The 25863-nt window shown below is 72.7% G+C and carries 24 protein-coding genes; 12 read left to right on the forward strand and 12 right to left on the reverse strand.

Annotated elements, in window-relative coordinates:
* Nucleotides 1-2: 2 nt before the first annotated feature.
* From ABD339_RS02670 to ABD339_RS02695, 6 genes are all read right to left on the reverse strand, one after another.
* Nucleotides 3-2348, reverse strand: coding sequence for an acyl-CoA dehydrogenase family protein (locus ABD339_RS02670; RefSeq protein WP_344561732.1), 2346 nt, complete (start codon nt 2346-2348; stop codon nt 3-5).
* Nucleotides 2349-2456: 108 nt separating this feature from the next.
* Nucleotides 2457-3941, reverse strand: coding sequence for a SufS family cysteine desulfurase (locus ABD339_RS02675; protein ID WP_344561734.1), 1485 nt, complete (start codon nt 3939-3941; stop codon nt 2457-2459).
* Nucleotides 3928-5313, reverse strand: a complete 1386-nt coding sequence (locus ABD339_RS02680) for a family 2B encapsulin nanocompartment shell protein (RefSeq protein ID WP_344561736.1) — start codon at nt 5311-5313, stop codon at nt 3928-3930. The genes ABD339_RS02675 and ABD339_RS02680 overlap by 14 nt, the downstream gene beginning before the upstream one ends.
* A 251-nt stretch (nt 5314-5564) precedes the next feature.
* Nucleotides 5565-6791 carry a hypothetical protein gene (locus tag ABD339_RS02685; RefSeq protein WP_344561738.1) on the reverse strand — a complete coding sequence of 409 codons (1227 nt, stop codon included), beginning with the start codon at nt 6789-6791 and terminating at the stop codon, nt 5565-5567.
* Nucleotides 6792-6820: 29 nt separating this feature from the next.
* Complete coding sequence (locus tag ABD339_RS02690) at nt 6821-7963, reverse strand: hypothetical protein (RefSeq protein WP_344561740.1); 1143 nt, start codon at nt 7961-7963, stop codon at nt 6821-6823.
* 32 nt (nt 7964-7995) lie between these two features.
* Nucleotides 7996-9189, reverse strand: coding sequence for a hypothetical protein (locus ABD339_RS02695; RefSeq protein WP_344561742.1), 1194 nt, complete (start codon nt 9187-9189; stop codon nt 7996-7998).
* 133 nt (nt 9190-9322) lie between these two features.
* Here ABD339_RS02695 and ABD339_RS02700 point away from each other — a divergent pair, with 133 nt between their 5' ends.
* The 4 genes from ABD339_RS02700 (at nt 9323) to ABD339_RS02715 (ending at nt 13164) form a co-directional block, all read left to right on the forward strand.
* A complete protein-coding gene (locus ABD339_RS02700; RefSeq protein WP_344561743.1) occupies nt 9323-9979 on the forward strand; it encodes a class I SAM-dependent methyltransferase in 657 nt (218 codons plus the stop codon).
* Nucleotides 9980-10179: 200 nt separating this feature from the next.
* Entirely contained in the window at nt 10180-11070 is an 891-nt protein-coding gene (locus ABD339_RS02705) for an N-acetylmuramoyl-L-alanine amidase (RefSeq protein ID WP_344561744.1), read from the forward strand.
* 69 nt (nt 11071-11139) lie between these two features.
* On the forward strand, nt 11140-11985 hold the full coding sequence (locus tag ABD339_RS02710; protein WP_344561745.1) for a hypothetical protein: 846 nt from the start codon (nt 11140-11142) through the stop codon (nt 11983-11985).
* A gap of 168 nt (nt 11986-12153) precedes the next feature.
* Nucleotides 12154-13164 carry an LLM class F420-dependent oxidoreductase gene (locus ABD339_RS02715; RefSeq protein ID WP_344561746.1) on the forward strand — a complete coding sequence of 337 codons (1011 nt, stop codon included), beginning with the start codon at nt 12154-12156 and terminating at the stop codon, nt 13162-13164.
* A gap of 125 nt (nt 13165-13289) precedes the next feature.
* Here the strand turns inward: ABD339_RS02715 and ABD339_RS02720 are convergent, their stop codons facing one another.
* The 3 genes from ABD339_RS02720 to ABD339_RS02730 all read right to left on the reverse strand — a co-directional run bounded on the left by ABD339_RS02720 (nt 13290) and on the right by ABD339_RS02730 (nt 16671).
* Nucleotides 13290-14372 (reverse strand): prenyltransferase/squalene oxidase repeat-containing protein, encoded by a 1083-nt coding sequence (locus ABD339_RS02720; protein ID WP_344561748.1) that lies wholly within the window; start codon nt 14370-14372, stop codon nt 13290-13292.
* Nucleotides 14369-15166 (reverse strand): class I SAM-dependent methyltransferase, encoded by a 798-nt coding sequence (locus ABD339_RS02725; protein ID WP_344561750.1) that lies wholly within the window; start codon nt 15164-15166, stop codon nt 14369-14371. Before ABD339_RS02725 ends, ABD339_RS02720 begins: the two co-directional genes overlap by 4 nt.
* Before the next feature lie 62 nt (nt 15167-15228).
* Nucleotides 15229-16671 carry a glycosyltransferase family 4 protein gene (locus ABD339_RS02730; protein ID WP_344561752.1) on the reverse strand — a complete coding sequence of 481 codons (1443 nt, stop codon included), beginning with the start codon at nt 16669-16671 and terminating at the stop codon, nt 15229-15231.
* 304 nt (nt 16672-16975) lie between these two features.
* On the opposite strand from ABD339_RS02730, the gene ABD339_RS02735 reads away from it, so the two are divergent.
* Entirely contained in the window at nt 16976-17710 is a 735-nt protein-coding gene (locus ABD339_RS02735; protein ID WP_344561754.1) for a TetR family transcriptional regulator, read from the forward strand.
* Here the strand turns inward: ABD339_RS02735 and ABD339_RS02740 are convergent.
* The 3 genes from ABD339_RS02740 to ABD339_RS02750 all read right to left on the reverse strand — a co-directional run bounded on the left by ABD339_RS02740 (nt 17673) and on the right by ABD339_RS02750 (nt 20265).
* Nucleotides 17673-18593, reverse strand: coding sequence for a 5-oxoprolinase subunit C family protein (locus tag ABD339_RS02740; protein WP_425575876.1), 921 nt, complete (start codon nt 18591-18593; stop codon nt 17673-17675). The genes ABD339_RS02735 and ABD339_RS02740 overlap by 38 nt on opposite strands.
* A 50-nt stretch (nt 18594-18643) precedes the next feature.
* Nucleotides 18644-19282, reverse strand: coding sequence for a 5-oxoprolinase subunit B family protein (locus ABD339_RS02745; RefSeq protein WP_425575861.1), 639 nt, complete (start codon nt 19280-19282; stop codon nt 18644-18646).
* Between the two features lie 188 nt (nt 19283-19470).
* The gene (locus ABD339_RS02750) at nt 19471-20265 is read right to left on the reverse strand and encodes a LamB/YcsF family protein (protein WP_344562303.1); all 795 of its coding nucleotides are present in this window, start codon (nt 20263-20265) and stop codon (nt 19471-19473) included.
* Nucleotides 20266-20387: 122 nt separating this feature from the next.
* On the opposite strand from ABD339_RS02750, the gene ABD339_RS02755 reads away from it, so the two are divergent.
* From ABD339_RS02755 to pcp, 7 genes are all read left to right on the forward strand, one after another.
* Nucleotides 20388-21089: a GntR family transcriptional regulator gene (locus tag ABD339_RS02755; protein WP_344561756.1), complete on the forward strand. Its 702-nt coding sequence runs from the start codon at nt 20388-20390 to the stop codon at nt 21087-21089.
* Between the two features lie 278 nt (nt 21090-21367).
* Nucleotides 21368-21784 carry a carboxymuconolactone decarboxylase family protein gene (locus ABD339_RS02760; protein ID WP_344561758.1) on the forward strand — a complete coding sequence of 139 codons (417 nt, stop codon included), beginning with the start codon at nt 21368-21370 and terminating at the stop codon, nt 21782-21784.
* Between the two features lie 16 nt (nt 21785-21800).
* Nucleotides 21801-22055 carry a hypothetical protein gene (locus ABD339_RS02765; protein WP_344561760.1) on the forward strand — a complete coding sequence of 85 codons (255 nt, stop codon included), beginning with the start codon at nt 21801-21803 and terminating at the stop codon, nt 22053-22055.
* Nucleotides 22056-22182: 127 nt separating this feature from the next.
* A complete protein-coding gene (locus ABD339_RS02770) occupies nt 22183-22878 on the forward strand; it encodes an ester cyclase (protein ID WP_344561762.1) in 696 nt (231 codons plus the stop codon).
* A 395-nt stretch (nt 22879-23273) separates the two neighbouring features.
* Nucleotides 23274-24026: a DUF969 domain-containing protein gene (locus ABD339_RS02775; protein WP_344561767.1), complete on the forward strand. Its 753-nt coding sequence runs from the start codon at nt 23274-23276 to the stop codon at nt 24024-24026.
* Nucleotides 24023-24991 (forward strand): DUF979 domain-containing protein, encoded by a 969-nt coding sequence (locus ABD339_RS02780; protein ID WP_344561769.1) that lies wholly within the window; start codon nt 24023-24025, stop codon nt 24989-24991. The genes ABD339_RS02775 and ABD339_RS02780 overlap by 4 nt, the downstream gene beginning before the upstream one ends.
* A gap of 117 nt (nt 24992-25108) precedes the next feature.
* Complete coding sequence (pcp, locus tag ABD339_RS02785; RefSeq protein ID WP_344561771.1) at nt 25109-25792, forward strand: pyroglutamyl-peptidase I; 684 nt, start codon at nt 25109-25111, stop codon at nt 25790-25792.
* Nucleotides 25793-25863: the final 71 nt, after the last annotated feature.

Consider the following 25863-nt stretch of genomic DNA (forward strand, 5'->3'; position numbering starts at 1 on the left):
GGTCAGTCGATGAGGGGGCGGGGCTCGGGGTCGCGGGGCAGGCCGAGCAGCCGTTCGGCCACCACGTTGAGCTGGACCTGGGTGGTGCCGCCCGCGATGGTCAGGCAGCGCGACATCAAGAAGCCGTGCACGGCCCGCTCCCCCTCCCCCTCGCACAACGCACCGCCCGTGCCCAGGAGTTCGAGCGCCATCTCGGCCACGCGCTGCTGGTGCGGGGTCTGGAGCAGCTTTCGTACGCTGGCTCCCGCGCCCGGGTCGAGGCCCTCGACCTGCTGGAGGGTGGTGCGCAAGCCGATGCCGGCGAGGGCGTGCGACTCGGCGGCCAGCGCCCCGATCCGCTCCCGTACGGTGGCGTCCACCGGGGCGGGCGCGCCCACCGGTTCCGCCCCGTCCCCCGATTCCGCCGCGTCCGCCGCCCTCAGCCTGCCGATGAGGGCCTCCAGGCCGGTGCTGAAGGTGAGCTGGTCGGCCATGTGGACGCGTTCGTTGCCCAGCGTGTGGCGGGCGACGCGCCAGCCGTCGCCGACCTCGCCGACCACCGCGTCGGCGGGCAGGCGTGCGCCGTCGAAGTAGACCTCGTTGAAGAGGGAATCGCCGGTGATCTCCTTGAGGGGGCGCACGTCGATGCCGGGCGTGTTCTTCATGTCCACGAGGAAGAAGGTCAGCCCCTCGTGCTTGGGTGCCGCCGGGTCGGTGCGGGCCAGCAGGATGCCCCAGTGCGACCACCGCGCCGCCGAGGTCCACACCTTCTGCCCGTCCACCCGCCAGCCGCCGTCCCCGGTGCGCACGGCGCGGGTACGCAGTGCCGCGAGGTCGGAGCCCGCGCCCGGCTCGGAGAACAGCTGGCACCACAGCACCTCGCCGCGCAGCGTGGCCGGCAGATGGCGGTCGCGCTGTTCCTGGGTGCCGTAGGCGATCAGCGAGGGCACCACCCAGGTGGCGATGCCCAGGTCGCTCACCTCCACCCCCGCGTCCGCCAGTTCCCGCTGTACGGCCAACTGCTGTACGGGGCCCGCCCCGAGGCCGTACGGCTCGGGCAGGTGCGGGGCCGCGTACCCGGTGGGCGCCAGGACGCGGCGCGCGGCGGCCGGGCCCAGGCCGCGCGCGGTGGCGGCGGCCTCGCGCGCGCGCGCGCGGTAGGGCTCGGCCTCCGGCGGGAGCCGGGTCACCAGTTCGCGGCGCGCGCCGTCGGCGGCGAGCCGCGCGGCGCGCAGCCGGTGCGCGGTGCCGGTCCCGAGCAGTTGCCGGGTGACGAGGGCCCGGCGCAGGTACAGGTGCGCGTCGTGCTCCCAGGTGAAGCCGATGCCGCCGAGGATCTGCACGCAGTCCTTGGCGCAGGTGTAGGCGGCCTCCAGCGCGGCGGACGCGGCGAGCGCCGCCGTCAGCCCGCGCGCGCCGCCGCCCGGAACGCCGCCGTCTCGCGGAGCGCCGACGTCTCCTTGAGCGCCGCCGTCTTCTGGAGCGCCGCCGTCTCCCCGAGCGCCGCCGTCTTCTGGAGCGCCGCCCTTCCGTGCCGCGCGGGCCGCGTCCCAGGTGAGGGCGCGGGCCTGTTCCAACCGCAGGAGCATGTCGGCGCACAGGTGTTTGACGGCCTGGAACTGGCCGATGGGGCGGCCGAACTGCTCGCGCGTTTTGGCGTGTTCGACCGCCGTGTCCAGCGCCCAGGCCGCCACGCCGCACGCCTCGGCCGCGTACAAGGTGCGGGCGAGGTCGCCCACGAGCCCGCTGTCCACGTCCAGGGCCCGCGCGGCGGGCACGGCCGCGCCCTCGGCGCACACCTGGGCCGTGGGCCGCAGCAGGTCGGCGCTCCGCCGGGCGCGCACCTGAAGTGCGGTGGCGTCGGCGGCCAGCCATACGGTGCCCGTCGCGGTCCCGGCGGGCAGCACCAGCAGGCCGGCCTGCGCCCCGGACGGGACGGGCGGGGCGGCGCCGTCCAGTACGTAGCTGTCACCGTCGCGGACGGCGGTCAGCGAGCCGCTGCCGAGCGCGACGGCGCCGATGCGCTCGCCCGCCGCCAGCGCGGAGACGAGTTCGTGCGAGGCGCCGCCCGCGCGCAGCAGCTCCGCCGCCAGCACGTGTGGCACCAGCGGCCCCGGCAGCACCGCCGCACCGGTCTCCTCCAATACGACGGCCAGATCCAGCAGCGAGCCGCCCCCGCCGCCCGCCGCCTCCGGCAGGTGCAGCCCGCACAGTCCCTGCCGCACCAGGCTCGCCCAGAAGCCGGGCGGCGAGGAGTCGCCCGGCGCCTCCAGCAGCTTGCGCCGCTCCTCGGGCGGTACGGCCCGCGCAGCCCACCCGCGCACGGACGCGGCCAACTCCCGCTGCTCCTGCGTGATCCCGATGCCCATGCGGGGCACAGTAGAACACGTTCCATTACGACGGAAGGCGTGCGCGGCCCCCGCCCGCCGAGCGCGTTCCCGGCCGGGTCCGCCGCGAGACGGCGGACCCGGCCGGACCTACGCCCCGCCCCCTGACCCTCCCCCGCCCGCCTCACAAAGGCGCAGCAAGGATTCCGTCAACCGGTCGACGTCCTCCCGGGTGTTGTAGAGGGCCAGGGAGGCGCGGACCGCGCTGTCCAGGCCGTAGTGGCGCAGCGCCGGCTGGGCGCAGTGGTGCCCCGCGCGCACGGCGATGCCCCCGTCGTCCAGCCACCGGGCGGCCTCCTCGGGAGTGTGGCCCGCGAGGGTGAAGGTCAAGGCGCCGACCTTTCGCGTGGCCGGGCCCAGGAGTTCGAGGCCGGGCACGGCCTGGAGCGCGTCCTGGGCGTAGGCCGTCAGCGCCGTCTCGTACGCGGCCACGGCCTCCCGGCCGAAGCCCGAGAGCCAGTCGAGCGCGGCATGGAGTCCGATCACGCCCGCGATATGGCCGGTGCCCGCCTCGAACCGGTGCGGCGCGGACGCGAAGGCCGTACGGCCGAACTCCACGGACTCGATCATGTTGCCGCCGCCCTGCCAGGGGCGCATCTCCGCCAGCAGCGCGGACTTGGCGTAGAGCGCGCCGATGCCCGTGGGGCCGAAGATCTTGTGGCCGGAGAAGGCGTAGAAGTCGGCGTCGAGTTCCTGGACGTCCACGGGGAGGTGGGCCACCGCCTGGGCGCCGTCGACGAGCACGGCGGCGTCGTAGCGGTGTGCCAGGGCGGTCATCTCACGGACCGGCGGGATGGTGCCGAGCACGTTGGACGCGTGGCTGAGCACGACCAGTTGGGTGCGGTACGACAGCAGGTCCGCGTAGGCGCCCTGGTCGATGGTGCCCTCGGGGGTGAGGGGCACCGGGACCACGCGGGCGCCGCGCTCGGCCGCGAGCTGCTGCCAGGGGACGAGGTCCGAGTGGTGCTCCAGGACGGGCACCAGGATGTCGTCCCCCGGGCCGAGGTGATCACGCCCCCAGGTGTGCGCCACCAGGTTGGTCGCCTCCGTGGTGCCGCGCACGAAGACGATCTCCTCCGGCGAGGCGGCCCCGAGGAAGTCGGCGACCGCCGCCCGTCCCGACTCGTACGCCTCCGTCGCCTCGCGCGCCATGGTGTGCGCGCCACGGTGGATGTTGGAGTTGGCGGCGGAGTAGTACGTGCTGAGGGCCTCGATCATCTGGTGCGGCTTGTGGGTGGTGGCGCCGTTGTCCAGCCAGACCAGCGGGTGGCCGTTGACGGTCCGGTGCAGGGCGGGGACCTCCGCGCGGGCCCGCTCCGGACTGAACGCACCCGCGGCGCCCGTGCCGGGCGGAGTGGCGCCCGGCGGAACGGGCTGGCCCGCAACGGGGGCGGCGGTCGGGGCCGCACCGGGTGGGACGGTCGGAGCCGCGCCGGGCGGGGAGGGCGAGCCCGCACCGAGTGGGGCAGCCGGGTCCGCGACGGGTGGGGCGGCCGGGCCCGCACCGAGTGAGGCAGCCGGGGCCGCGACGGGTGGACCGGGCGGGGCGAGGGGGGACGGTTCAGGAGTAGTCATGGTAGGTGCCCACCTCGACGTTCTGCAGCACCGCGATGGCGTCCTCGACCAGGACCGCGGCGTTGAAGTAGGCCGTCATCAGGTACGAGGTGATGCCCCTGTTGTCCATGCCCATGTTCCGCATGGACAGGCCGGGTTCGATCTCGTCGGGGACGCCGGAGGGCCGCAGCCCGACGACGCCGCGTTCCGCCTCGCCGGTCCGGATGAGCAGGATCTCCGAAGTACCCGCACCCTCCGGGCCGTTGAGCCGCACCTTGTCGGAGGGCAGCAGGGGCACGCCGCGCCAGGTCAGCAGGGGGCTGCCGAAGCTGGTGTCGATCACCGGGGGCACGCCCCGGCGCGTACACTCCCGGCCGAACGCGGCGATGGCCCGGGGGTGGGCGACGAAGTAGCCGGGCTGCTTCCACACACGGGAGAGCAGTTCGTCCAGGTCGTCGGGGGTAGGCGGCCCGGTGAGGGTCTGCACGCGCTGGCCCGGCGCGACGTTGTGGAAGAGGCCGAACTCGCGGTGGTTGAGCACCGACCACTCCTGGCGCTCGCGCAGCGCCTGGACGGTGAGGTCGGCCTGGGTGCGGGTCTGGTCCATGGGCTCGTTGTAGAGGTCGGAGACCCGGGTGTGGATGCGCAGCATGGTCTGCGCGAGCGTCATGTGGTACTCGCGGGGCGCGTCCTCGTATTCGACGTAGGTGCCCGGCAGTTCCGGCTCGCCCGTGTGCCCGGCGGTGAGATCGACCGGCACCTCGGCGCCGGGGGTGGGGCGTTCGGCGGCGGCGTACGCCTGGAGCCGGGCGTTGAGCGACTCGTCCCGGCCGGCGACCCGGGCCAGCGCGGCGCGGTCCAGGCACAGCGCCGAGCCCGCGGTGATGGCCTTGACCCGGTACGGCATCGGCCCGGACCCGCTCCACGCGTCCAGGTCGAAGAACTGGCCCTCGCCGATGACCTCGATCAGGGTGTCCTCGTCGTATTTGCCGGTGGCACGTTTCTCGGCGCGCCCGTGCACCAGTACCCAGAGCTTCTCGGCCGCGGCGCCCTCGGCGGTCAGTTCCTGCCCCGCGTCGAAGGCCACCTCCTCGAAGCCTTCCGCCAGTTCGGAGAGGAGCGCGCCGTCGGCCTCGGCCAGGTACGGGACCTCGCGCAAGTCCTCGGCGAGGACGCGGGTTTCGCCGTCCTGTGTGTAGCTGCTGATCCGGTCGTCGCCGAGCACGAAGGAGCGGCGGCGGTTGACGCGGTAGACCCCGGCGGCGACGTCCACCCAGGGCAGGACGCGCAGCAGGTAGCGGGGGGTGATGCCCCGCATCTGCGGGCGGGTCTTGGTGGTGGTCGCGAGCTGCCGGGCGACATCGGGACTGAGGCTGAGCTGCTGATCGGACATGAACGGCTCCCGGAAGTGGGACACATGGCGGTTTGCGGGCTGATCGTCTGTCCGAGCTGACCACACTCACAAGAGGTCACCTTTTGCCCACAGTCCGGATACTTTCGCTAAATAAATCGCTCAGTCGTATAAATCTTTGAAATGGGGCTGGACCAAGGAGCCGCGACCATGGGAGAACTCGCCCGCGGGATCGTCCCCGGATATGCCGGTGGCATCCCGGGTTCCGCCGCACCGCGATCAGAACGGCCGGTTTACGACCGGCCGCCGGACAGCCGCTCCGCGCCCTCCACCCGTACCTCGCCGCAGCCGATGCGCCCGGCTTCCGCCTTGACGTAGGAAGGGAGCAGCGCGAGGCCCAGCGACCGGCGGCCGGCCGGGGCGTCACCCTGCTCCTCGTCCGGGTCCTTCTCCCACGCCACGAACGTGGCCCGGCCCCCTCGGCAGTCCGCGGTATAGAGGCTCAGTCCGGCGGCGTGGGCGCCTTCGCCGTCGCCGCCGAGGCGGTCGGCGCGCTGTCCGAGCCCGCGTGCGACGACCCGCGCGAGGCGCGGTTCCGCCACGGTCGTCAGCCGTATCCGGTCCATCCCGTAGGGCCGCCCCACGTCGCACGAGCGGATGCCGCCCGGTACCTCGTCCGGCCGGGTGCCCGGCGTGGTGCGCACGGCCGAGGCGTCCTTGCCGCGGGCCCACCGGGGCAGCCGCACGCCCGGGAGGCCGCACAGCTTGTCGTTGTCCACGGCCCGCACGCTCTTCCCCTCCGGCGGGCCGGGGAGCTTCGGCGGGTCGGGGTACCGGCTCTCGCAGCCGTACCTGGCCATGACCCCGTTGGCCAGCCGCACGACCGCGCGGGACATGGCGTCCAGACCCCGCCGCGCGTCCACCTCGTTCACGTAGTCGGGGTCGCTGCCGTCCGCGGCCAGGGACACCACCCGCAGCGGCGGCTTCTCGCCCGGCTCGTAGTGCTTCTCCTCGCAACTGGTGGGCAGCGCCACCCAGGCACGCTGGGATGACGCCATGCCGGTGATGCCGCCGCCGAGCGGTGTCATACGGGAGGAGAGGTACTGCCGCGTCCAGTCCCAGGCGGGCGCGCCCTTCAGCGCGCCCAGCGTCCGTACCGAAGCCGTGACCTCGGACTCCAGTTCATCGGAGCCGAAGCCCTGGATGCTGCACTCCGTGTGCATCGGGTCCACGGTCGCCCGGCGCAGCGGCAGCTCCCGGCTGCGGACATCCGTGTCGTTGAACAGCGCGCCCGCGACCTCGGACGAGAGGGAGCCCCAGCACACGTCCCGCTCCACGAAGGGCAGTTCGTTGGCGCGCCAGGCCATGACGCCGGTACCGAGCAGCGCCCCGACGAGCACGCCGACGACGGCGGTGCCGCCCCGGCCGCGGGCCAAGCGTCGCAGGCGTCCCGGGCGCTTCGGCCCGGCGGCTTCGCCGGTCCCTGTTTTCTCCGGCATGTGGTTCGGCATGTCGTTCATGGCGCTCTTTCCTCTGGGATACTCCCCGGTCATTCGCCCGGCTCGACGCGTACCTCGCCGCAGCCGATGCGCTTGGCCTGGGCCCGTACGTACGAAGGCAATACGGCCGCGACCACGGAGCGTTCGTACAAGCGGTCAAGGTCCCGCACGGTGAAGACGACCTGGCCCGTCTGGCAGCTGAGCCGGTAGACGGCGAGATCACCGACGACGCTGCCCTCGCCGTCTCCCTCGAAACGCGGAGTGCCGGAGTAGGCCAGCGGCGCGACGGCCTGGGCCAGCCGGGGATCCTCGATGGTCGTCAACCGCAGCCCGTCCGTCTCCATGTGCCGGCCCACCTCGCAGGAGTGGACGAAGCCCGCACGGGTCGAGGTGGCGCGCATCCCCCGGGAGCCCTCCTCCGAGGGGCGCGCCCACTCGGGCAGCCGTACGCCCTTGAGACCGCACAGGTCCTCGGCGTACTTCTGCGCCTTGAGCGGCGCCAACGGGGCGAGCTTGTCCGGGTCCGGGTCGGCGTAGCGCCCGGAGCAGCCGTACTCGTCCATGACGCCGTTGGCCAGGTGCACCACGGCACGGGCGAGCGCGGCCCGGTAGGTGCGCGCCTCGCTCTGATCCTGTTCGCGGGTGTCGGACCGGCCGGAGACGAGCGAGACGATCGTGGGCGGATCGTCCTTGCCGCCCCGGCAGGTCGCCGGGAGCGCCACCCAGGCCCGGGACGGGGACACCATGCCGGTGACCTCGCCGTCCGGGCCGTCCAGCGGGACCATGCGGGAGGACAGGAACTCCTCGGGCCACTCGCGGCCGTCCTTGCCCCGGTACTTGTCCAGCTCCTTGACCTCCGCGGTGACCTCCGACTTCAGCTCGTCGTCCTGCCACTGCTGGATACCGCACTGGGTGGCGCCGGCCGGGCCGGTGCCCAGCGCGTGGTCCAGCGGCGTCTCCCGGGCCCGGATATCGCCCTCGTCGGAGAAGAGCCCGTCCAGGTCGTCGGAGGACAGCGCGCCCCAGCACACGTCGTGGGGGACGAGCGGCAGTTCGCCGCTGCGCCAGGCCATGACGCCGGTGCCGAGCAGCGCCCCGACGAGCGCGCCCGCGACGGCGGTGCCGGGCCTGCCCCGCGCCAGGCGGCGCAGCCGCGCCCCGGGGCCGGTCCGGTCCGGTATGCCATCCGGCATGTCTTCCCTCCGCCTGCGCCTGGGCGAGCCGTTCATGAGCGGGGTGCCACCGCCTCGCAGCCGAGGCGTCCGGCCACGGAGTTGGCCGCGCGGGCGAAGATCTCGCGGGTGCCCGGGCGGGCGATGCCGCGTAGTCCGTCGCCCAGGTTCATGTAGAAGACGGTGGGCGCACCGCCGCACTCCGCACGCAGGATCCCCCCGCGTCCGGTGATCTTCCCCTTGCCGCGCCAGCCCTTCCCGGGCGGGCGGTCACCCGCCGAACCGTCACCGGTTGAACCGGTGAGCAACGCGACGAGGCGCGGCTGCCGCGCCATGACGAACTGGCCCGCGAATCCGGGCGCGCTCACGTCGGTCTCGTCATCCACCGAACAGGTCTGGACGCCGTCCTCGACGGCGCCGACGTGCGCCCGGTAGCGGTCGTTCTCGCGCTCGGTGAAGTCGAAGCCGGGTATGCGACAAGTGCTCTTGCCCGCACCGGACAGGTCGTGCGTGTCGGAGTCCGCGACGGGCGCCGTGATGCGCATCGGCCGGCCGCCCGCACAGCCCGCCTTCCCGGCGGCGGTGTTGGCGACGGCCAGCAGGAGCTGTGCCACGTCGGGTTCGCTGCCGACCACGGAGGTCGTGCCCCGCAGTCCGCGTACGGTCACGGCGGTCGGCCGGCCGTTCCGGTCGCACGCCTTCGGCAGGACGAGGGCGCCGCCCCCGCCCCCGGCGAACCCGGGCAGTCCCTCGGGCAGGGGCGCGGCCTTCGCGTCGAAGAAGTCGGCCAGCCAGGAGCGGCGTTCGGCCGCCCCGCGCGGCACGGGGCCGACCTCCGCCGTGATCCGCGAGACCTCGGCGGGCACGGACGAAGTGCCCTGGCCGGTGCTCTCGACGACCCGGACCGAGCACGTCGCCCGCGCGGGCGAGGGAGCGGGCGCGGCCGTTTCCTCACCGACGCGTTCGTACCCGTCACCCATCACCCGGTCGCTCAGCGCGACCGGGCCGCTGTCCTCCCGCCAGGCGCCCCAGCAGTAGCTCTCCTTGTCGAAGGGCCAGGTGCCGGTGGCCCAGGTGCCCAGGCTCGCTGCCCCCAGCACGACGAGGCAGAGCAGCGCCGCGGCCCCCTTACGGCGCCGCGAGAGCCGCGAGAGCCGGGGGAACCGCGAGAGCCGGCCCGGTGCGCCCTCGGCATCCTGCGTGCCCGAGTCGTCCCCGTTCTCCGCCGTTTCGCCCCCGCCCGTCACAGTGCGTTCCCCCTGTCCCCCAAGATCGGCAGTTCGGAGAGGGTACCTGCCCGGGTCCGGCGGCCGGACGGTAAGGCAGCATGGCGGGCGTGGGGACGAGAGGGACGAGACGCCGAAACGAGAGGGGGACCGGATGAGCCAGGCAACGAGCCAGGCCGCCGCCGCCCGGCCCGAACCCCGTACGCTCGCCGCCTTCGAGGCCGCGAAGGGGTTCATGCCGCTGGACGAAGGGCTCGCGCTGTACGCCGCAGCCGCCGAGGCCGCCCGGCTCGGACTGCCCCTGCTGGAGGTGGGCACCTACTGCGGGCGCTCCACTCTCCTGCTGGCCGACGCCGCGCGCGCGGCGGGTGTGCCGGCCCTCACGGTCGATCACCACCGCGGCAGCGAGGAGCAGCAGCCCGGCTGGGAGTACCACGATCCGGAGGTGGTGGATCCGGTGGTGGGCCGGATGGACACGCTGCCGGCGTTCCGCCGCACGCTGCACGGCGCGGGCCTCGAGGAGCATGTGGTGGCCCTGGTGGGGCGCTCCCCGCAGGTCGCGGCGGTATGGGGCAGCCCGCTCGGGCTGGTGTTCATCGACGGCGGGCACACCGAGGAGCACGCGAGGGCGGACTACGAGGGCTGGACGCCGCACCTGGCGCCCGGCGGACTGCTGGCGATCCACGACGTCTTCCCCGATCCGGCGGACGGCGGCCAGGCCCCGCACCACATTCACCAGCGGGCGCTGGCCTCGGGCGCGTACGCCCCCGAGTCGGCCACCGCTTCGCTGCGGGTACTGCGGCGGCTGTGAAAACCGTGACGACCGGGGCAGATGAGACGAATGGGACGGACCAGACGGTCAAGACGGCTGCCACACCTCGCGTTCGGCGTTCGGCGCCGGAGGACCTAGCATCTACGCCCGTGTCGAATCAGCGTTTCGGGAGGCGGCGGCCACGGCCGCCGAAGCGGCGGCCGGCCCTGTCGGCGGCAGCGTTCACATGTCTCGTATGCATGGGCGCGGCCGGGTGTTCGCTCCTCCCCGGCGGCGATGACGGCGGCGACAAGGGCGCACCCTCCCCCTCGGCGGCTTCGGACAAGCATGCCGGGTCCGGCCGGAGCGGCGGAGACGGCAAGAGCGAGGCGGGCAAGGGGGACGGGAACAAGGGCGGCAAGGGGGACGGGGGCGGCGGGAAGTCCGCGAAGCCGGCACTGCGCGGGCGGACCATCATGGTCGACCCCGGCCATAATCCCCACAATCGCGACCAGCCGGGCGAGATTTCCCGCCTCGTGGATATCGGCACCGCGAAGAAGGAATGCGACACCACGGGCACCGCGACCAATTCCGGTTACGCGGAGGCAGACTTCACCCTCGATCTCGCGCGCCGGGTCCGCACGGCGCTCCAAGAGCGCGGCGCGAAGGTCGAGTTCACCCACGACGGTGAGGATCCGTACGGGCCGTGTGTGGATGAACGCGCGAATGCCGGAAACCGCGCACAAGCGGACGCGGCTATTTCGCTCCACGCCGACGGGGCGCCCAGCGGCAGCCGGGGATTCCATGTGATTCTTCCCGCATCCGTACACAAGGGCGAAGCCGACACCCGCCGGATCGCCGGCCCGTCGCGGCGGCTGGGCACGGCGGTACGGGACACGTTCCGCGAGGTCACCGGGGAGCAACCGGCCAACTACCTGGGCGACGGCAACGGTTTGGACACCCGTGGTGATCTGGGCGGTCTCAACCTCAGCAAAGTCCCCAAAGTCTTCCTCGAATGCGGCAACATGCGGGATCCGCACGACGCCGCACTGCTCACCTCGGCGAAGTGGCGCAAAAAGGCCGCGCAGGGGGTCGCCGACGGGATCACTTCTTTCCTCGCCGGGAAGCGAACCCACAAGAGCGGCCAGTAGTGTCATCCGTACGATGGGGTGCTCACCCCCGGCAGACCCAACCATGACGAGACCGATTAAGGACCCCACGTGAACATCCGCTCGCTCACGCGAGGCGACGGCGCGGTGATAGGAGCAGCGGTGCTGCTGTTCATCGCCTCGTTCCTCGAGTACTTCTCCGCCGATTGTGAAGGCTCGTACTGCGACAAGATCGACATGCCGAACGCCTGGGACACGGACAAGCTTCCGCTGATCCTGGCCACGGTGTTCCTCCCCGGCATCCTCGGTGCCGCAGCGCTCGTCGGTGGTCGTTTCCTGCCGGAAAACCGTAAGTTCGGCTCCCTCGACCTGTCGCAGTTCGGCATCAGCCTGACGGTGTTCTCGGTGTGGGGCTGGTTCTGGGTGCTGGGGTCCTCCTCGGACCGGACCAGCGTGGGTGCCGGCGCGATCCTCGCCCTCTTCGGTGTGCTGATCGCCGCCGCCGCGGCCCTCCTCACTCCGATGATCCCCTTCCTGAAGCTGCCGCTGGCGCCCGCCGCCGGCCCGCGTCCTGGCCCGTACGGGCAGCAGCAGCCGGGCGGCTACGGCTACCCGGGCGGCCCGCAGCCGGGCCCCTACGGCGGCCAGCCGGGCCAGCCGTACGGCCAGCAGCCGGGCCAGCCGGGTCCGGGTCAGCCGCAGCCCGGCGGGCCGCAGCCGGGCCAGCCCGGTCCGACCGCCGGCGGCGCTCCCGACCCGAACTTCCAGCCGTTCTGGTTCGCCGTCCCGATGGCCCGCCCGCTCTTCGCCGAGGACGGCTCCCCGCAGCCCATCGCCGAACTGGCGCCGGGCACCTGGTACCTCGCGGTGGAGCAGCGCGGCCAAGCCCTGATCGCGCAGACCCAGGACGGGCGCCGCGGCGTCCTCCAGGACACCTCGAACATCCAGCGCGGCTGAGCCCGGCACCGGCCACCCGCGCAGCACACACGGCCTCTCGCCCTTCCGGGCGGGAGGCCGTTGCCGTACGCTGCGGCGCGACACCCGTCAACTGACGCCCTGTCAATTGACGCCCCGCCAGGGGCCTGCCCCGGGGACGGCAGCCGAACACTGGGAGGAGGCGGGCCGATGCGGCTCGGTCTGGCGCTCGGATACTGGGGCCGGGGCCCCGACCCCCGGCATCTCGAACTCGCCCGTCAGGCCGAGGACTTGGGCTACCACTCGGTGTGGACCGCCGAGTCCTGGGGCTCGGACGCGTTCACCGCCCTCACCTGGATCGCCGCGCACACCACCCGCATCCGCCTGGGCACCGCCGTCGCGCAGATGGCCGCGCGCACGCCCACCGCCACCGCGATGCACGCGCTGACCCTGGACCACCTGTCCGGCGGCCGGATGCTGCTCGGCCTCGGCCTCTCCGGCCCGCAGGTCGTAGAGGGCTGGTACGGACGCCCCTTCCCCTCCTCCCCGCTGACCCTGACCCGCGAGTACGTGGACGTCGTACGCCAAGTCCTGCGCCGCGAGGGGCCGGTGCGGCTGGCGGGGCGCTATCACGCGCACCCGTACACCGGCACGGACGGCATGGGGCTGGGCAAGCCGCTCAAACCGGTCACCCACCCGCTGCGCGGCGACCTGCCGGTGCTGCTCGGCGCCGAGGGCCCCAAGAACGTAGCCCAGACGGCCCGGATCGCGGACGGGTGGCTGCCGCTGTACTGGTCGCCCTCGCGGGTCTCCGCCCACGAGGCCGCGCTCGCCCAGGCCCCGCCCGGCTTCCTCGTCGCGCCGATGGCACAGGCACGGGTGTGCGACGACGTCGCCGAGGGGCTGTTGCCGGTGAAGATGATGCTCGGCTTCTACATCGGCGGCATGGGCGCGGCCCGCCACAACTTCCACGCCGACCTGATGGCCCGCATGGGGTACGCGGAGGAAGCCGCGCGCATCCAGGCGCTGTTCGCCGAGGGGCGCAAGGAGGACGCGGTGCGGGCCGTGCCGGACGCGTTCGCGGACGAGATCTCGCTCGTGGGACCCCGGGAGCGGATCGCGGAACGGCTCGCGCTGTGGCGGGCGGGGCCCGTGACCGATCTGCTGGTGACCGCGCCGGAACCCCGCACGCTGCGCGTGCTGGCAGACCTCAACACTTGAGGGGCCGCCCCTGCCCGTCTGTGCGGGCCCCCGCACAGACGGTGTCGCTTCGCCCGTCCGCGATTGCCGGAAGCGGGACGAACCCGCAACGGACACGGGATGCCCCCCGGCTGGATGTCCCCCAGCTAGATGACCCCCGGCTCACAGCAGTCCGGGTCCAGCCCAAGGGGCAGCTCTTCCCCCTGGAAGACCTGGGCCGTCGCGTCGTCGCCGCCCAGCGCGGCGACCGCCAGCAGCAGCGAGCCGGCCGTCCAGGCGGTCCGCTCGCGCGGCCAGATCGCGTCGTCCTCGAAGACGTAGCCGGTCCAGTACATGCCGTCCTCGGCGCGCAGGTGCTGGATCCATTTGAGGATGTCCAGCGCGCGGTCCGACTCCCCCATCGCCCACAGGGCGAGAGCGAGTTCGGCGCTCTCGCCGCCGGTGACCCACGGGTTGGGCACCACGCAGCGCACGCCCAGGCCGGGCACCACGAACCGGTCCCAGCCGGCCTCGATGCGCTCCTTGGCGGCGGCGCCCCGCAGCGCGCCGCCGAGCACCGGGTAGTACCAGTCCATGGAATAGCGGCTCTTGTCGAGGAACCGTTCGGGGTGGCGGCGCAGGGCGTGGCCGAGCCAGCCGACGGCCAGCTCCCAGTCGGGCTGCGGCTCCTCCCGGTGCTCGGCCATCGCCAGCGCGCAGCGCAGCGCCTGGTAGACGGAGGAGGAGCCGGTCAGCAGCGCGTCGGTGACCGGGGTGCCGTCGGGCTCCTGCTTCCAGCCGACCTGCCCGCCGGGCTGCTGGAGGCGCAGCACGAACTCGACGGCGGCCACCACCACCGGCCACATGCGGTCGAGGAACGCGTCGTCGCCCGTGGACAGGTAGTGGTGCCACACCCCGACGGCCACATACGCGCAGAAGTTGGTCTCGCGCGCCCGGTCGGTGGGGGCGGCGGCGTCCCCGTCGGCGTAGGCCGCGTACCAGGAGCCGTCCGGCAGTTGATGGCGGGCCAGCCAGCGGTAGGCGGCCCCGGCGCGGTCGTGCTCGCCGGCCGCGTCCAGCGCCATGGCGGCCTCGACGTGGTCCCAGGGGTCGAGATGGTGGCCGCGGAACCACGGTATGGCCCCGTCGCCGCGTTGGACGGCGGCGATCCCGGCCACCGTCAGCTCGGCCTGCCCGGCGGTCAGCACGCCGGGCAGTACCAGCCGCTCCGTCCGCTCCGGGCTGGTCACTTGACGGCCGGGGTGGCGGTGGCGGCTGCGGAGGCGGTGGGGGCTGTGGTGCCCGCGGCGGCTGCGGCGGGCAGGTGCGGCTTGGTCGCGTAGGCCACGAAGCTCTTGCCGATCACCGGGTCGAGCGCGCGCTCGGCGAGGCGGGTGGCCAGCGGGCGCTTCATGATGTCCCACACCAGCAGCTTGTGGTAGGCGCGCACCGGCAGCGGGGCCTGATCACCGTCGCGGTCCACGCCGAACGCGCATTTGAGCCACCAGTAGGGCGAGTGCAGCCCGTGCGCGTGGTGGGAGCCGTAGGGGCGCAGCCCGGCCTCGCGCATTCTGGCGAGGAGTTCGGTGGCGCGGTAGATGCGGATGTGGCCGCCCTCGACCTCGTGGTAGGCGTCGCTGAGTGCCCAGCAGACCTTCTCGGGGCCGTAGCGCGGGACGGTCACGGCGATACGGCCGCCGGGTTTGAGGACGCGGACCATCTCGGCGAGCACACCCTTGTCGTCGGGGATGTGCTCCATGACCTCGGAGATGATGACGACATCGAAGCTCTCGTCGGGGAACGGGAGGGCGAGCGCGTCACCCTCCATGGCGGTCGCCGTCGCTCCCGCCGGCGCCTCCCCCTCCTCCGCCATGGCGGCGAACCAGGTGGCGACCTCGCGGATCTCCTCGGCGTTCCGGTCCAGTGCGACCACGCGCGCTCCGCGCCGGTAACACTCGAAAGCGTGACGTCCCGCCCCGCATCCCAGGTCGAGCACGCGATCGCCTGGGGCCAGCGGGAAACGGGAGAAGTCCACGGTCAGCACTGAAGGTCAGCCTTCCACATTCTTGTTCTGAGGGCGGGGGGCGGGGGAGGCGGGCGGCTGGGTCACCGGCGCTCGGCAGCGGCGGGCGCCGGGGCCGCGGCGGGGGGCGCCGCGGCGGGTGGTCCCAGCACCGAGTGAGGCAGCCCCTCAAGGGCGGGGACGGCATCACGCACCGCGCCCATCGCGGAGCGGTACCGCTCGACCGTGCCGAGCGCCGCCCGCTCCCAGGTGAACCGGGAGAGCACCCGCTCGCGCCCCGCAGCCCCCAGCCGGGCCCGCAACGGCTCGTCGCCCAGCAGCCGCAGCAGCCCGGCGGCCAGCGCCCCCGCGTCGCCCGGCGGCACCGCGAGGCAGGTCTCCCCGTCGCGCCCGGCGACCTCGGGGATGGCGCCGCCGGTCGTGGCCAGCAGCGGGGTGCCGGTGGCCATGGCCTCGGCGGCGGGCAGCGAGAAGCCCTCGTACAGGGACGGCACACAGGCGATCTGCGCCCCGCGCACCAGAGCGGCCAGCTCGGCGTCGCTTATGCCCTTGACGAACTCGACGGCGCCGCCCAGCCCGTGGCTGTCGATCGCGGCGGCCACCGGGCCCTCCTCGGGGCGCTTGCCGACGACGACGAGGTGTGCTCCGGGCTGCTCGGTGCGGACCTTCGCCAGCGCCTCGACCAGGTACACCAGGCCCTTGAGGGGCACATCGGCGCTGGAGGTCGTCACGATGCGGCCCGGCACCTCGGGCACCGCGGGGTCGGGTGAGAAGAGCCGGGTGTCCGCGCCGATGGGCACCACGTGGATGCGGTCCTCGCGCACGCCCAGGTCCTCGGCGATCTCCTGCCGCGAGGAGCCGGAGACGGTCAGCACGGAGGGCAGCCTGCGGGCGACGCGGCGCTGCATGCGCGTGAACCCGTACCAGCGGCGCACCGAGAGGCGCCGCCGCCGGCTGTCGGCCGCCGCCAACTCCAGGCGCCGGTCCACGGTGATGGGGTGGTGGATGGTCGTCACCAGCGGCGCCCCCAGTGCCCGGGGGCCGCCCAGGAGGCCGTAGCCGAGGGTCTGGTTGTCGTGGATGACGTCGAACTCGCCGCGCCGGGCGGCCAGATGGCGGCGGGCCCGCAGGGAGAAGGTCAGCGGTTCGGGGAAGCCCCCGGTCCACATCGTGCCGACCTCCAGCGCGTCCACCCAGTCGCGGTACTCGCCGCGCGCGGGGGTGCGGAAGGGGTCGGGCTGCCGGTACAGGTCGAGGCTGGGCAGCTCGGTGAGGGTGAGCCGGCCTGGTGCGCCGGGGGCGACCGGTGCTTCTGCGGGGCCGGCGCCGAGGGGGCCGGTGTCGGTGCCTGGGGTGTCGAGCACCGGGTAGGGCTGGGCGCCGATGACCTCGACGGTGTGGCCCAGGCGGGCCAGTTCGCGGGAGAGGTGGCGTACGTAGACGCCCTGACCGCCGCAGTAGGGGTTGCCCTTGTAGGTCAGCAGCGCGATGCGCAGCGGGCGGTCGGTTACGGCCTCTGCGGTCACTCGCGGCCCCCTTCGTCACTGCGTCCCGCCGGAGCGTAGCCGCTCGCGCTAACCTAGAACAAGTTTCAGGATTGTCCGGGACGAGGCGGCCCCAGGCGCATCTCGTCCCGCGGACTCAGAATTTACCGGCCGGTCACTTCGACGGAGGCGCCGACGCAGGTGATTCGCACCACCCCTGCGGGCCCTGCGAGAATGCACGGCTCTTCCGCAGGGCTCGCACCGCCAGGGCTCGCACCATCGCCAGCACCACCAGGGCTCGCACCATCAGGGCTCGCACCATCAGGAACGGGGATCGATCACACCTATGACGCCTACGCCGAAGCCACCACAGCCCCCCGAGCGGTCCCGCGCATCCGCCGCGCCCTCCGGCCCCTCCGCCCCCGCTGCCCCGGGCCCCACCACCGCCCCGTCCGGCCCGGCGGATTCCGCTTCGGCGGGGCCGCCGTTGACCGAGCGCCAGGAGGCGCGGCGGCGGCGGATCCTGCATGCCAGCGCCCAACTGGCCCGGCGCGGCGGCTTCGACGCGGTGCAGATGCGGGAGGTCGCCGAGATCTCCCAGGTGGCGCTCGGCACGCTCTACCGCTACTTCCCGTCCAAGATCCATCTGCTGGTCGCCACCATGCAGGACCAGTTGCGGCACATGCACGAGACCCTGCACAAGCGCCCGCCCCAGAAAGAGGACGCCGCGGCGCGCGTCGCCGAGACCCTGATGCGGGCGTTCCGCGCCATGCAGCGCGAGCCTCATCTGGCCGACGCGATGGTGCGCGCGCTGACGTTCGCCGATCGATCTGTCAGCCCCGATGTCGATACGGTCTCCCGGCTGACCACCGCGATCATCCTCGACGCGATGGGCCTGGAGTCGCCCCCCACGCCCGAACAGCTCTCCGCCGTCCGCGTCATCGAGCACACCTGGCACTCGGCGCTGATCACCTGGCTCTCCGGCCGCGCCTCGATCGCCCAGGTGAAGATCGACATCGAGACGGTGTGCCAGCTGATCGACGTCACCGCTCCGCCCGGCGGTCGGCGCGGGCGGGGGTGAAGCGGACCGGAGTGCCCGGCGGCGCCTGCGCCGCGGCGCTCAGCGCCGGAGCCGGGACGACGCCGATGACGGGGTAGCCGCCGGTCGTCGGATGGTCGGCGAGGAAGACGACGGGGCGCCCTTCGGGCGGCACCTGCACGGCTCCCAACGGCATCCCCTCACTGGCCAGTTCCCCCTCGCGGGCCCGCGTCAGCGCCGGGCCCTCCAAGCGCAGGCCGATCCGGTTGCTGGCGGCGGACACCCGGTAGGCCCCGGTCACGAGCGTGCGCAGCGCCTCTCCGGTGAACCAGTCGTCCCGCGGTCCGACGACGACAGGCAGCACCAACTCGCGCGGCGGCGCCTCCCAGTGCGCCACGTCGGAGCAGCGCCCCGCGGCAGGAAGGGCGCGTACCGCCGGGTCCGCGCCGAGGGCCAGGCGGTCGCCTTCGCGCAGCGGCGCGGGGCCCAGCCCGGACAGCAGGTCGGTCGCCCGGCTGCCCAGCTCGGGTTCGGCGGCCACTCCCCCGGCGAAGCCGACGTACGAGCGGACGCCGTGCGCGGCGGGGCCCACCTCCAGCACCGCGCCGGCGGGTACCGGCACCGGCTGCCCCCACGCGGCGGGACGGCCGTCCACGGTGACCGGGCAGGGCGCCCCCGTCACCACGGCCGTCGCCGCGCGCCCCAGCACGCGCACCGCGCACCCGGTGAGGGTCGTCTCCAACGTGGCGGCGCTCTCCTCGTTTCCCAGCAGGCGGTTGGCGAGGCGGTGCGCGGCCAGGTCCAGCGCTCCGGAACGGGGCACGCCCAGGTGCGCGTAACCGGCGCGGCCCAGGTCCTGGACCGTCGTGAGCGCTCCGGCCCGTTCGGTCTCGAATCCGTCGGCGCTCACGGACTCGTCGGTCACGAACTCCTCGGCGGTCACGAATCCGGTGGCGTTCACGAATCCGGTGGCGTTCACGAAGGTGCCCCTTCGGGGTCGGGCGGGCTCATCGGGACGAAGCGAACGCGGGTGCCGGGTGCCAGGAGCGCGGCGGGCGTGCGCGAGGTGTCCCACAGCACGGTCTCGGGGGCCGTCCCGATGAGCTGCCAGCCGCCGGGCGAGGAGCGCGGGTAGACCCCGGTGTACGCGCCCGCGAGCCCTACCGCCCCCGCGGGCACCTTGGTACGCGGGTCGGACCTGCGTGGTACGTGGCGGTGTTCGCCCAGCCCTGTCAGGTAGCCGAAGCCTGGTGCGAACCCGCAGAAGGCGACGCGGAATTCGGTGGCCGCGTGAATCCCGGCGACCTCGTCCTCCGCGACCCCCCACAGCGCCGCGACATCGGGGATGTCGGGCCCGTCGTAGCGGACCGGGATCTCCAGCACGGAGCCGTCTCCCGAGGCGAGCGGCGGGATCCGCCAGCCGGGCAGTTCGGCCGCCAGCCGCCGGGCCGCCCCGGGTGTGGCGAACCCGTCGAGCAGCACGGTGGCCGCACCCGGCACGATCTCCGTCACGCCCGGCAGCTCCCCCGCTGCCCTGCGCCGCAGCAGTTCGGCGTGGAACGCCTCGGTGGCCTCGGCGGAAGCCAGCTCCACCAGCAGCCCCCGCCGCCCCACGGGACGCACCTGAAGCCGTCCGCGCTCCGGCCCCTGTCGTGCGGGGACGGCGGCGGAGCGAGGGGCGGGTACGGGGCGGGGGGCGGGGACGGGCCGGGAAGGGCGCGGGCTTCCGTCCGGAGCTGCGGCTTCGGCTTCGGCTTCGGCTTCGGGTTCCGCGCCCGTGGCGGTCTCGTTCACGGCACCGGTCACGCGAAGGCCCGGATCCTGACGCCGGCGGAGGTCAGTTCCTCGCGTACGCGGCGGGCAAGGCGGGCGGCGTCGGGGGTGTCGCCGTGCACGCACAACGAACGGGCCCGCATGGTGAGGGCCCTGCCGTCGGTGGCGACGACCTCGCCGTCCCTGGCGAGCCGCACCGAGCGCTTGATCACCTGCTCGGGATCGGTCACCACAGCACCCGCTTCGGAGCGCGGTACCAAAGTCCCGTCGGGGCGGTACGCGCGGTCGGCGAACGCCTCCTCGACGGTGGGCAGCCCGGCCTCGGCGGCGGCGGCCAGCAGCCGGGAGCCCGGCAGCCCGAGCACCGGCAGCGGCCCCTTTGACCCGGACCCGGGCGCGGACCCGGCCCCCACGCCGGAACCGGCGAGGCGTACGCCCTCCACGACGGCGGCGGCCTGCTCCTCGTCACGCACGGTGCGGTTGTAGAGCGCACCGTGCGGCTTGACGTAGGCGACGGCGGAACCCGCCGCGCGGGCGAAGATCTCCAGCGCACCGATCTGGTAGGCCACTTCGGCGGCCAGTTCGGCGGCGGGCACGTCCATGGACCGGCGGCCGAAGCCCGCCAGATCACGGTAGGAGACCTGCGCGCCGATGCGTACGCCGCGCTCGGCGGCCAGCGCGCACACCCGGCGCATGGTGGCCGGGTCTCCCGCGTGGAAACCGCAGGCGATGTTGGCGCTGCTGACGGAGGCGAGCAGCGCCTCGTCGTCGGTGAGCTGCCAGCGGCCGAAGCCTTCACCGAGGTCGGCGTTGAGGTCGATCATCTGGTCCATCGCCAGCAACGTACGGGATTGTTCAACAATCCGGCAAGAGGGCCTGGTACGCGATTTCCTTTCACCGGATTCTCGGCTTGACTGGGCCGCACGCATCCGGAGGGAGATCACCGATGACCGCCGACACATCCCTCGTGCTGTCCGAACTGGCCGCCGACCGCGCCCTCCTCGGACGCACGAGCACGGCCGAGCGCGTGGCGGCCATCTTGCGCGAGCGCATCGCGCAGGGCTCCTTCCCGCCCGGCACCCGACTGTCGGAAGAGCGGATCCGCGGGGCACTGGGAGTCTCCCGCAACACCCTGCGGGAGGCGTTCCGGCTGCTCACCCACGAGCGCCTGCTCGTGCACCGGCTGAATCGCGGGACGTTCGTCCGGGTGCTCACCTCTGCGGACATCGCGGACATCTACCGCGTAAGGCGGCTGGTGGAGTGCGCCGCACTACGCGGCCTGGGGGCCCCGCCCTACCGCGTGGAGGAGGTGCGTGCGGCCGTCACCGCCGGGGAGAAGGCGGCTGCCGACGGCCGGTGGCAGGACTGCTCCACCGCGAACATCCACTTCCACCAGGCCCTGGCCGGGCTGGCCGGCAGCGCCCGCACCGACGACCTGATGCGCGGCGTGCTCGCCGAGCTGCGGCTGGCCTTCCACATCATGGACGACCCCCGCCGCTTCCACGAGCCCTACCTCGCACGCAACCAGCAGATCGTCCACACCCTGGAGCGGGGCGACGCGCACGAGGCCGAGCGGCTGCTGGACTTCTACCTGGAGGACTCCCGCCGCCAGCTGATCGAGGCGTACCCGGAGCGGGCGGCCGACTGAGCGGGACCGGCGCCGGGAGGATCGGGGCCCGCGCAGGAGACCGGGCCGGGAACGGCCGGGGCAGGATGCGCCACGGACCGGGCCAGGGACCGTGGGACGCGGGGGATGTGAGAGCTGCGGGGGCCGCGGGAGCACGGATGACAGCGGGGCCGTGACGTGTTTCAGTGGAAATGTGAGGCCCGCGAGTGCCGTCGGAGACTCGGCGCCTCCCAGCTCGTGAACAGTACGAACGGGCCCCGGGTCGGGCCCCGCGGGCGCCTCCGGTTGGAGGGAGCCGTATGACCGCCACCGTGAACCGCGAAGCCACCACTGTGAGTCGCGAGGAGATCGAGGCCGACATCAGGCAGACCCTGGGCCTCGTACCGCACTTCTTCCAGCAGATTCCGACCGAGCTGCTCGCACCTGAGTGGGAGATCTTCAAGAGGATCGAACTCGGCGAAACGCTGATCCCCAACATGTACAAGGAACTCATCGGCGTCGGCCTGCACGCCGAGACGAAGTGCCACTATTGCAGCCTCTTCCACACCGAGGCGGCAAAGTTGTTCGGCGCGACGGACGACGAAGTCCAGGAAGCCGTTCACTACGCAAAGGCAAGCTTGGGGTGGAGTGCCTACCTCAACGGAATGCAGGAGGATTACGGCCAGTTCGCCGCCGAACTGGAGCAGATCGTCGACCACGTACGGTCGCAGGTCTGACATGGAACTGGAACGCGTGCGTGCGACGGTACTCCGGGGGACGTTCCAGGTGTACGAACTGGCGGCTCTGATGGCGGCAGTACGCTATGTCACCAAGTCCGCGCCGCCGGAAATACCCCCTGAATCGCTCCAGCAGCTGAGCGACCTGCTGGACGACTACGACCGGCAGGTCCGCGCCCTCCCGGCGACACACGCCGCGTCCGCGCCCCGGGACGGGCGCCAGGACCCGAGCACCCAGCACACCCCGGACAGTCCGAGCACCCACGGCTGAACGCACCGATTTCCGCTCTTTACACCCGGTACCGCTCCGCAATTCCGGATCCGATTCTCGGCCCGCGAATTCTCCGAGCAGCTCCTCGGCGCGGATTTCCGGCACGGGTTGCGGAGAGGGAGGCATCGTGACATTCATACAGGTCATCGAGTGCAGAACAAGAAGAATGGATGAGCTGAATAGGCTGATGGACGCCTGGGTCGAAGCGACGCAGGGCAAGCGGACAGCCACTCATTCAGTTGTGGGGCGGGACCGCGCCGACTCCACACACGTGGTGGAGATCGTGGAATTCCCCTCACACGAGGAGGCAATGCAGAATTCACACCTTCCGGAGACCGAAGGGATCTTCCGCGAGATGCTGGACCTCTGCGAAGGGGAACCCTCGTTCACGGACCTCGACGTCATGCGGGACGAGCAGCTCAACAAGATCGTGGTTCGCAGCTACTTCGAGGACGTCATCAATCCGCGGAACATCGACGGAATGGACGGCATGTGCACGTGCGACTACCGGGAGCACAGCCCGGCCATGTCGTCCTACGATCTCGGACTGGCACAGGCCAAGGCCGAGACCAAGGAGATCACGGCGGCGCTCCGGCCCGAACTCACCGTCGAGAGCATGGTGGCCGAGGGCGAGATGGTGTGCGTACGGCTGTCCGTCAAGGGCCGGCACGTCGGCACGTTCGCGGGAGTGGAGGCCACCGGCAAGGAGATTTCCGGGACGGGCCAGATCACCTTCCGCTGCGAAGGCGGGCGGCTCGCGGAGAGCTGGTGGAACATGGACGAGCGCGGAGTGCTGGAGCAAGTCGGCGCACTCAAGGGCTGACCGTCCGGCCACAGTGATCCTCTGACTGCGGCCAGGAACCGGGCGGGAGCCCGGATCCTGCCGCCCCCTCGACCGGGGTTCCCCGGCCGGGGGTTTTTCCTGCCCTGATCCAGGGCGTTGGGACGGCCGGCGGACCGGGAGCCGTGGACGGGCCGCGTCCGGTCGCCGGAAAAGGTGGGCCCACGCCCTTGTCGTATCGTTGAACGATCCTCTAATCTCCGGTGGAATTCGCTTCACGGGAGCCGAGTCACTCACCGGGGCCGGTGAGACCGCAGCGGAACCGCGGCGGGACCACCCGAAGCCCCGGGTTTCCCAGGTTCAGGACCCGCCTCGGGCCTGGGCCGACCGGACATCCCTGACGCTCCCCTTTCCCAGGCACAGAAGGCGGAGACGACATGATCGTTCTGCTCGGCGTCCTCGTGGTGATCCTCGGATTCGCGACGCGCCGCAATCCCCTGCTCGTGGTCGGGGTGGCGGGGATCGTCACCGGACTGCTGGGCAAGCTCTCCCCCGTCGAGATCCTGCGGACCTTCGGGGAGAGCTTCGCCACCAGCCGTTCGGTGACGATCTTCGCCATCACCCTTCCGGTCATCGGGCTCCTGGAACGCAACGGACTCCAGCAGCAGGCCCGCACCCTCATCGGGAAGCTCGGCACCAAGCTGACCACCGGCCGCTTCCTCACCCTCTACCTGCTGCTGCGGCAGCTGACGGCGGCCGTCGGCCTCCAGACCATCGGCGGCCCGGCGCAGAGCGTCCGCCCGATGATCGCGCCGATGGCGGAGGCCGCCGCCGAGCGGTCCAACGGCGGGCGCCCGCTGCCGGACAAGGTCCGCGAGAAGGTGCGTTCGCACGCGGCGGGCACCGACACCGTCGGGCTGTTCTTCGGCGAGGACTGCTTCCTCGCGATCGGCTCCATCCTGCTGATCACCGGCCTGGTCAACAGCACCTACGACACCCACCTGGAGCCGCTGCACCTGGCGCTGTGGGCGATACCCAGCGCCGTGTGCGCCTTCTTCATCCACGGCGGGCGGCTGCTGCGGCTCGACCGGAAGCTGGAGCGGGAACTGGTGACGGCGAACGCGGAGATGACCGTCGCGCGCGAGGACGCGCGGGGCGGGGCCGGTACGGAAGGCGGGGCGGCGAAGTGATCAAGTCCGAGTGGTTCTTCTGGCTCGTCGGCGCCGTCTTCCTCATCATGGCGGCGCAGATGTTCACCGACCGCACCAACCCCAAACGGCACGGCACCGCCGTCTTCTGGGGGCTGCTGGGCGCCTGCTTCTTCTACAGCACCTGGGTCAATGAGAAGGCCGCGCCGGCCGAGCCGCTGGGCGTGGCCGTCCTCGTTCTCATCTGCGTCGGCGGCTTCAACCTCACCGGAAAGGGCAAGCCGGAGACCACCACCGAGAAGCAGCGCGTGCAGTTGGCCGCGCGCTTCGGCGGCAAGCTGTTCATCCCGGCGCTGACCATTCCGCTGGTGGCGATGGTGTGCGCCGTGCTCGTCGCCAAGTGGAAGATCGGCGGCACCCCGGTGCTGGAGGAGGGCAGCGAGACCATCCTCGGGCTCGGCCTCGGCGCGGTGGTCGCGCTGGGCGTGGGCATGTGGGTGCTGCGCGAACGGCGGGTCAGCGTGCCGCTGCACGCGGGGCGCGGCCTGCTGGAGTCCATGGGCTGGGCCCTGCTGCTGCCGCAGCTGCTGGCCGTACTCGGCGCCATATTCCAGGCCGCCGGCGTCGGTACCCAGGTACGCAAGATCACCGAATCGATCCTGCCCGACGGCCAACTGCTGGCCGCCGTGGCGCTGTACTGCGCGGGCATGTTCGTCTTCACCGTGATCATGGGCAACGCCTTCGCGGCGTTCCCCGTCATGACCGCCGCCGTCGGCTGGCCCGTCCTCGTGGAACAGATGAACGGCAACGCGGCGTGCGTCCTGGCCGTCGGCATGCTCGCCGGCTTCTGCGGCACGCTCTGCACACCGATGGCCGCGAACTTCAACCTCGTACCGGCAGCGCTGCTCGAACTCAAGGACCAGTACGGGCCGATCAAGGCGCAGGCCCCCTCAGCCGTGGCCCTGCTCGGCTGCAACATCGCCATCATCTACTTCTTCGCTTTCTAGCTCTCTCGACGGGCACGCGAAAGCGGACGCGGGAACGGGACGCGAAGAGGTGGGCCGCGGGGTGGGACGGGATGGCGCGGCGCCGGACGGCGGAGTAAGGGAAGGGAAGAACGCAACATGTCCTCAACAACCGGCACAACCCCCTCGGGGCCGCTGAAGGTACTGGTCACCGGCTTCGAACCGTTCGAGGACCAGTCGTCCAACCCGTCCTGGGAGGTCGCCGCCCTGCTGGCGGCCGAACCACCGGCCGGGCTCGACATCACCGCCGTCGAGCTGAGCTGTGTCTTCGGCACGGCGCTCACGGAGTTGCGCGACGCACTCGCCTCGAACGCTCCTGACCTGGTCCTCTGCCTCGGCCAGGCGGGCGGACGCCCGGACCTCACCGTCGAGCGCGTCGCGATCAACGTGGACGACGCCCGCATCCCGGACAACGCCGGGGCGCAGCCCGTGGACGAGCCCGTCATCGCCGACGGCCCGGCCGCCTATTTCTCCTCGCTCCCGATCAAGGCGTGCGTGGCGGCGGCGCGCGGGGCCGGGGTACCGGCGTCGGTCTCCCAGACGGCGGGCACCTTCGTGTGCAACCACGTCTTCTACGGCCTCGCCCACCTGCTGGCCACCGAACACCCGGGCGTACGGGGCGGCTTCGTCCATGTGCCGTACACCCCGCGGCAGGTCGCGGCCCTGCGCACCGCCCAGCCCTCGCTCTCCTCGCGCGACGCCGCCACCGGCATCGCCGCGCTGCTCACCGCTGCGGCCCGCACGGATGAGGACATCCACGAAACGGGAGGGGCGACGCATTGAGCGCCACGTCATCGCCGGGAGAGAACGACCACGGGGCGGGCGGCGCCGCCGCTGAACGCGCGGGCACGGGT

The sequence above is a fragment of the Streptomyces axinellae genome (assembly GCF_039532135.1).
Taxonomy (GTDB): domain Bacteria; phylum Actinomycetota; class Actinomycetes; order Streptomycetales; family Streptomycetaceae; genus Streptomyces; species Streptomyces axinellae.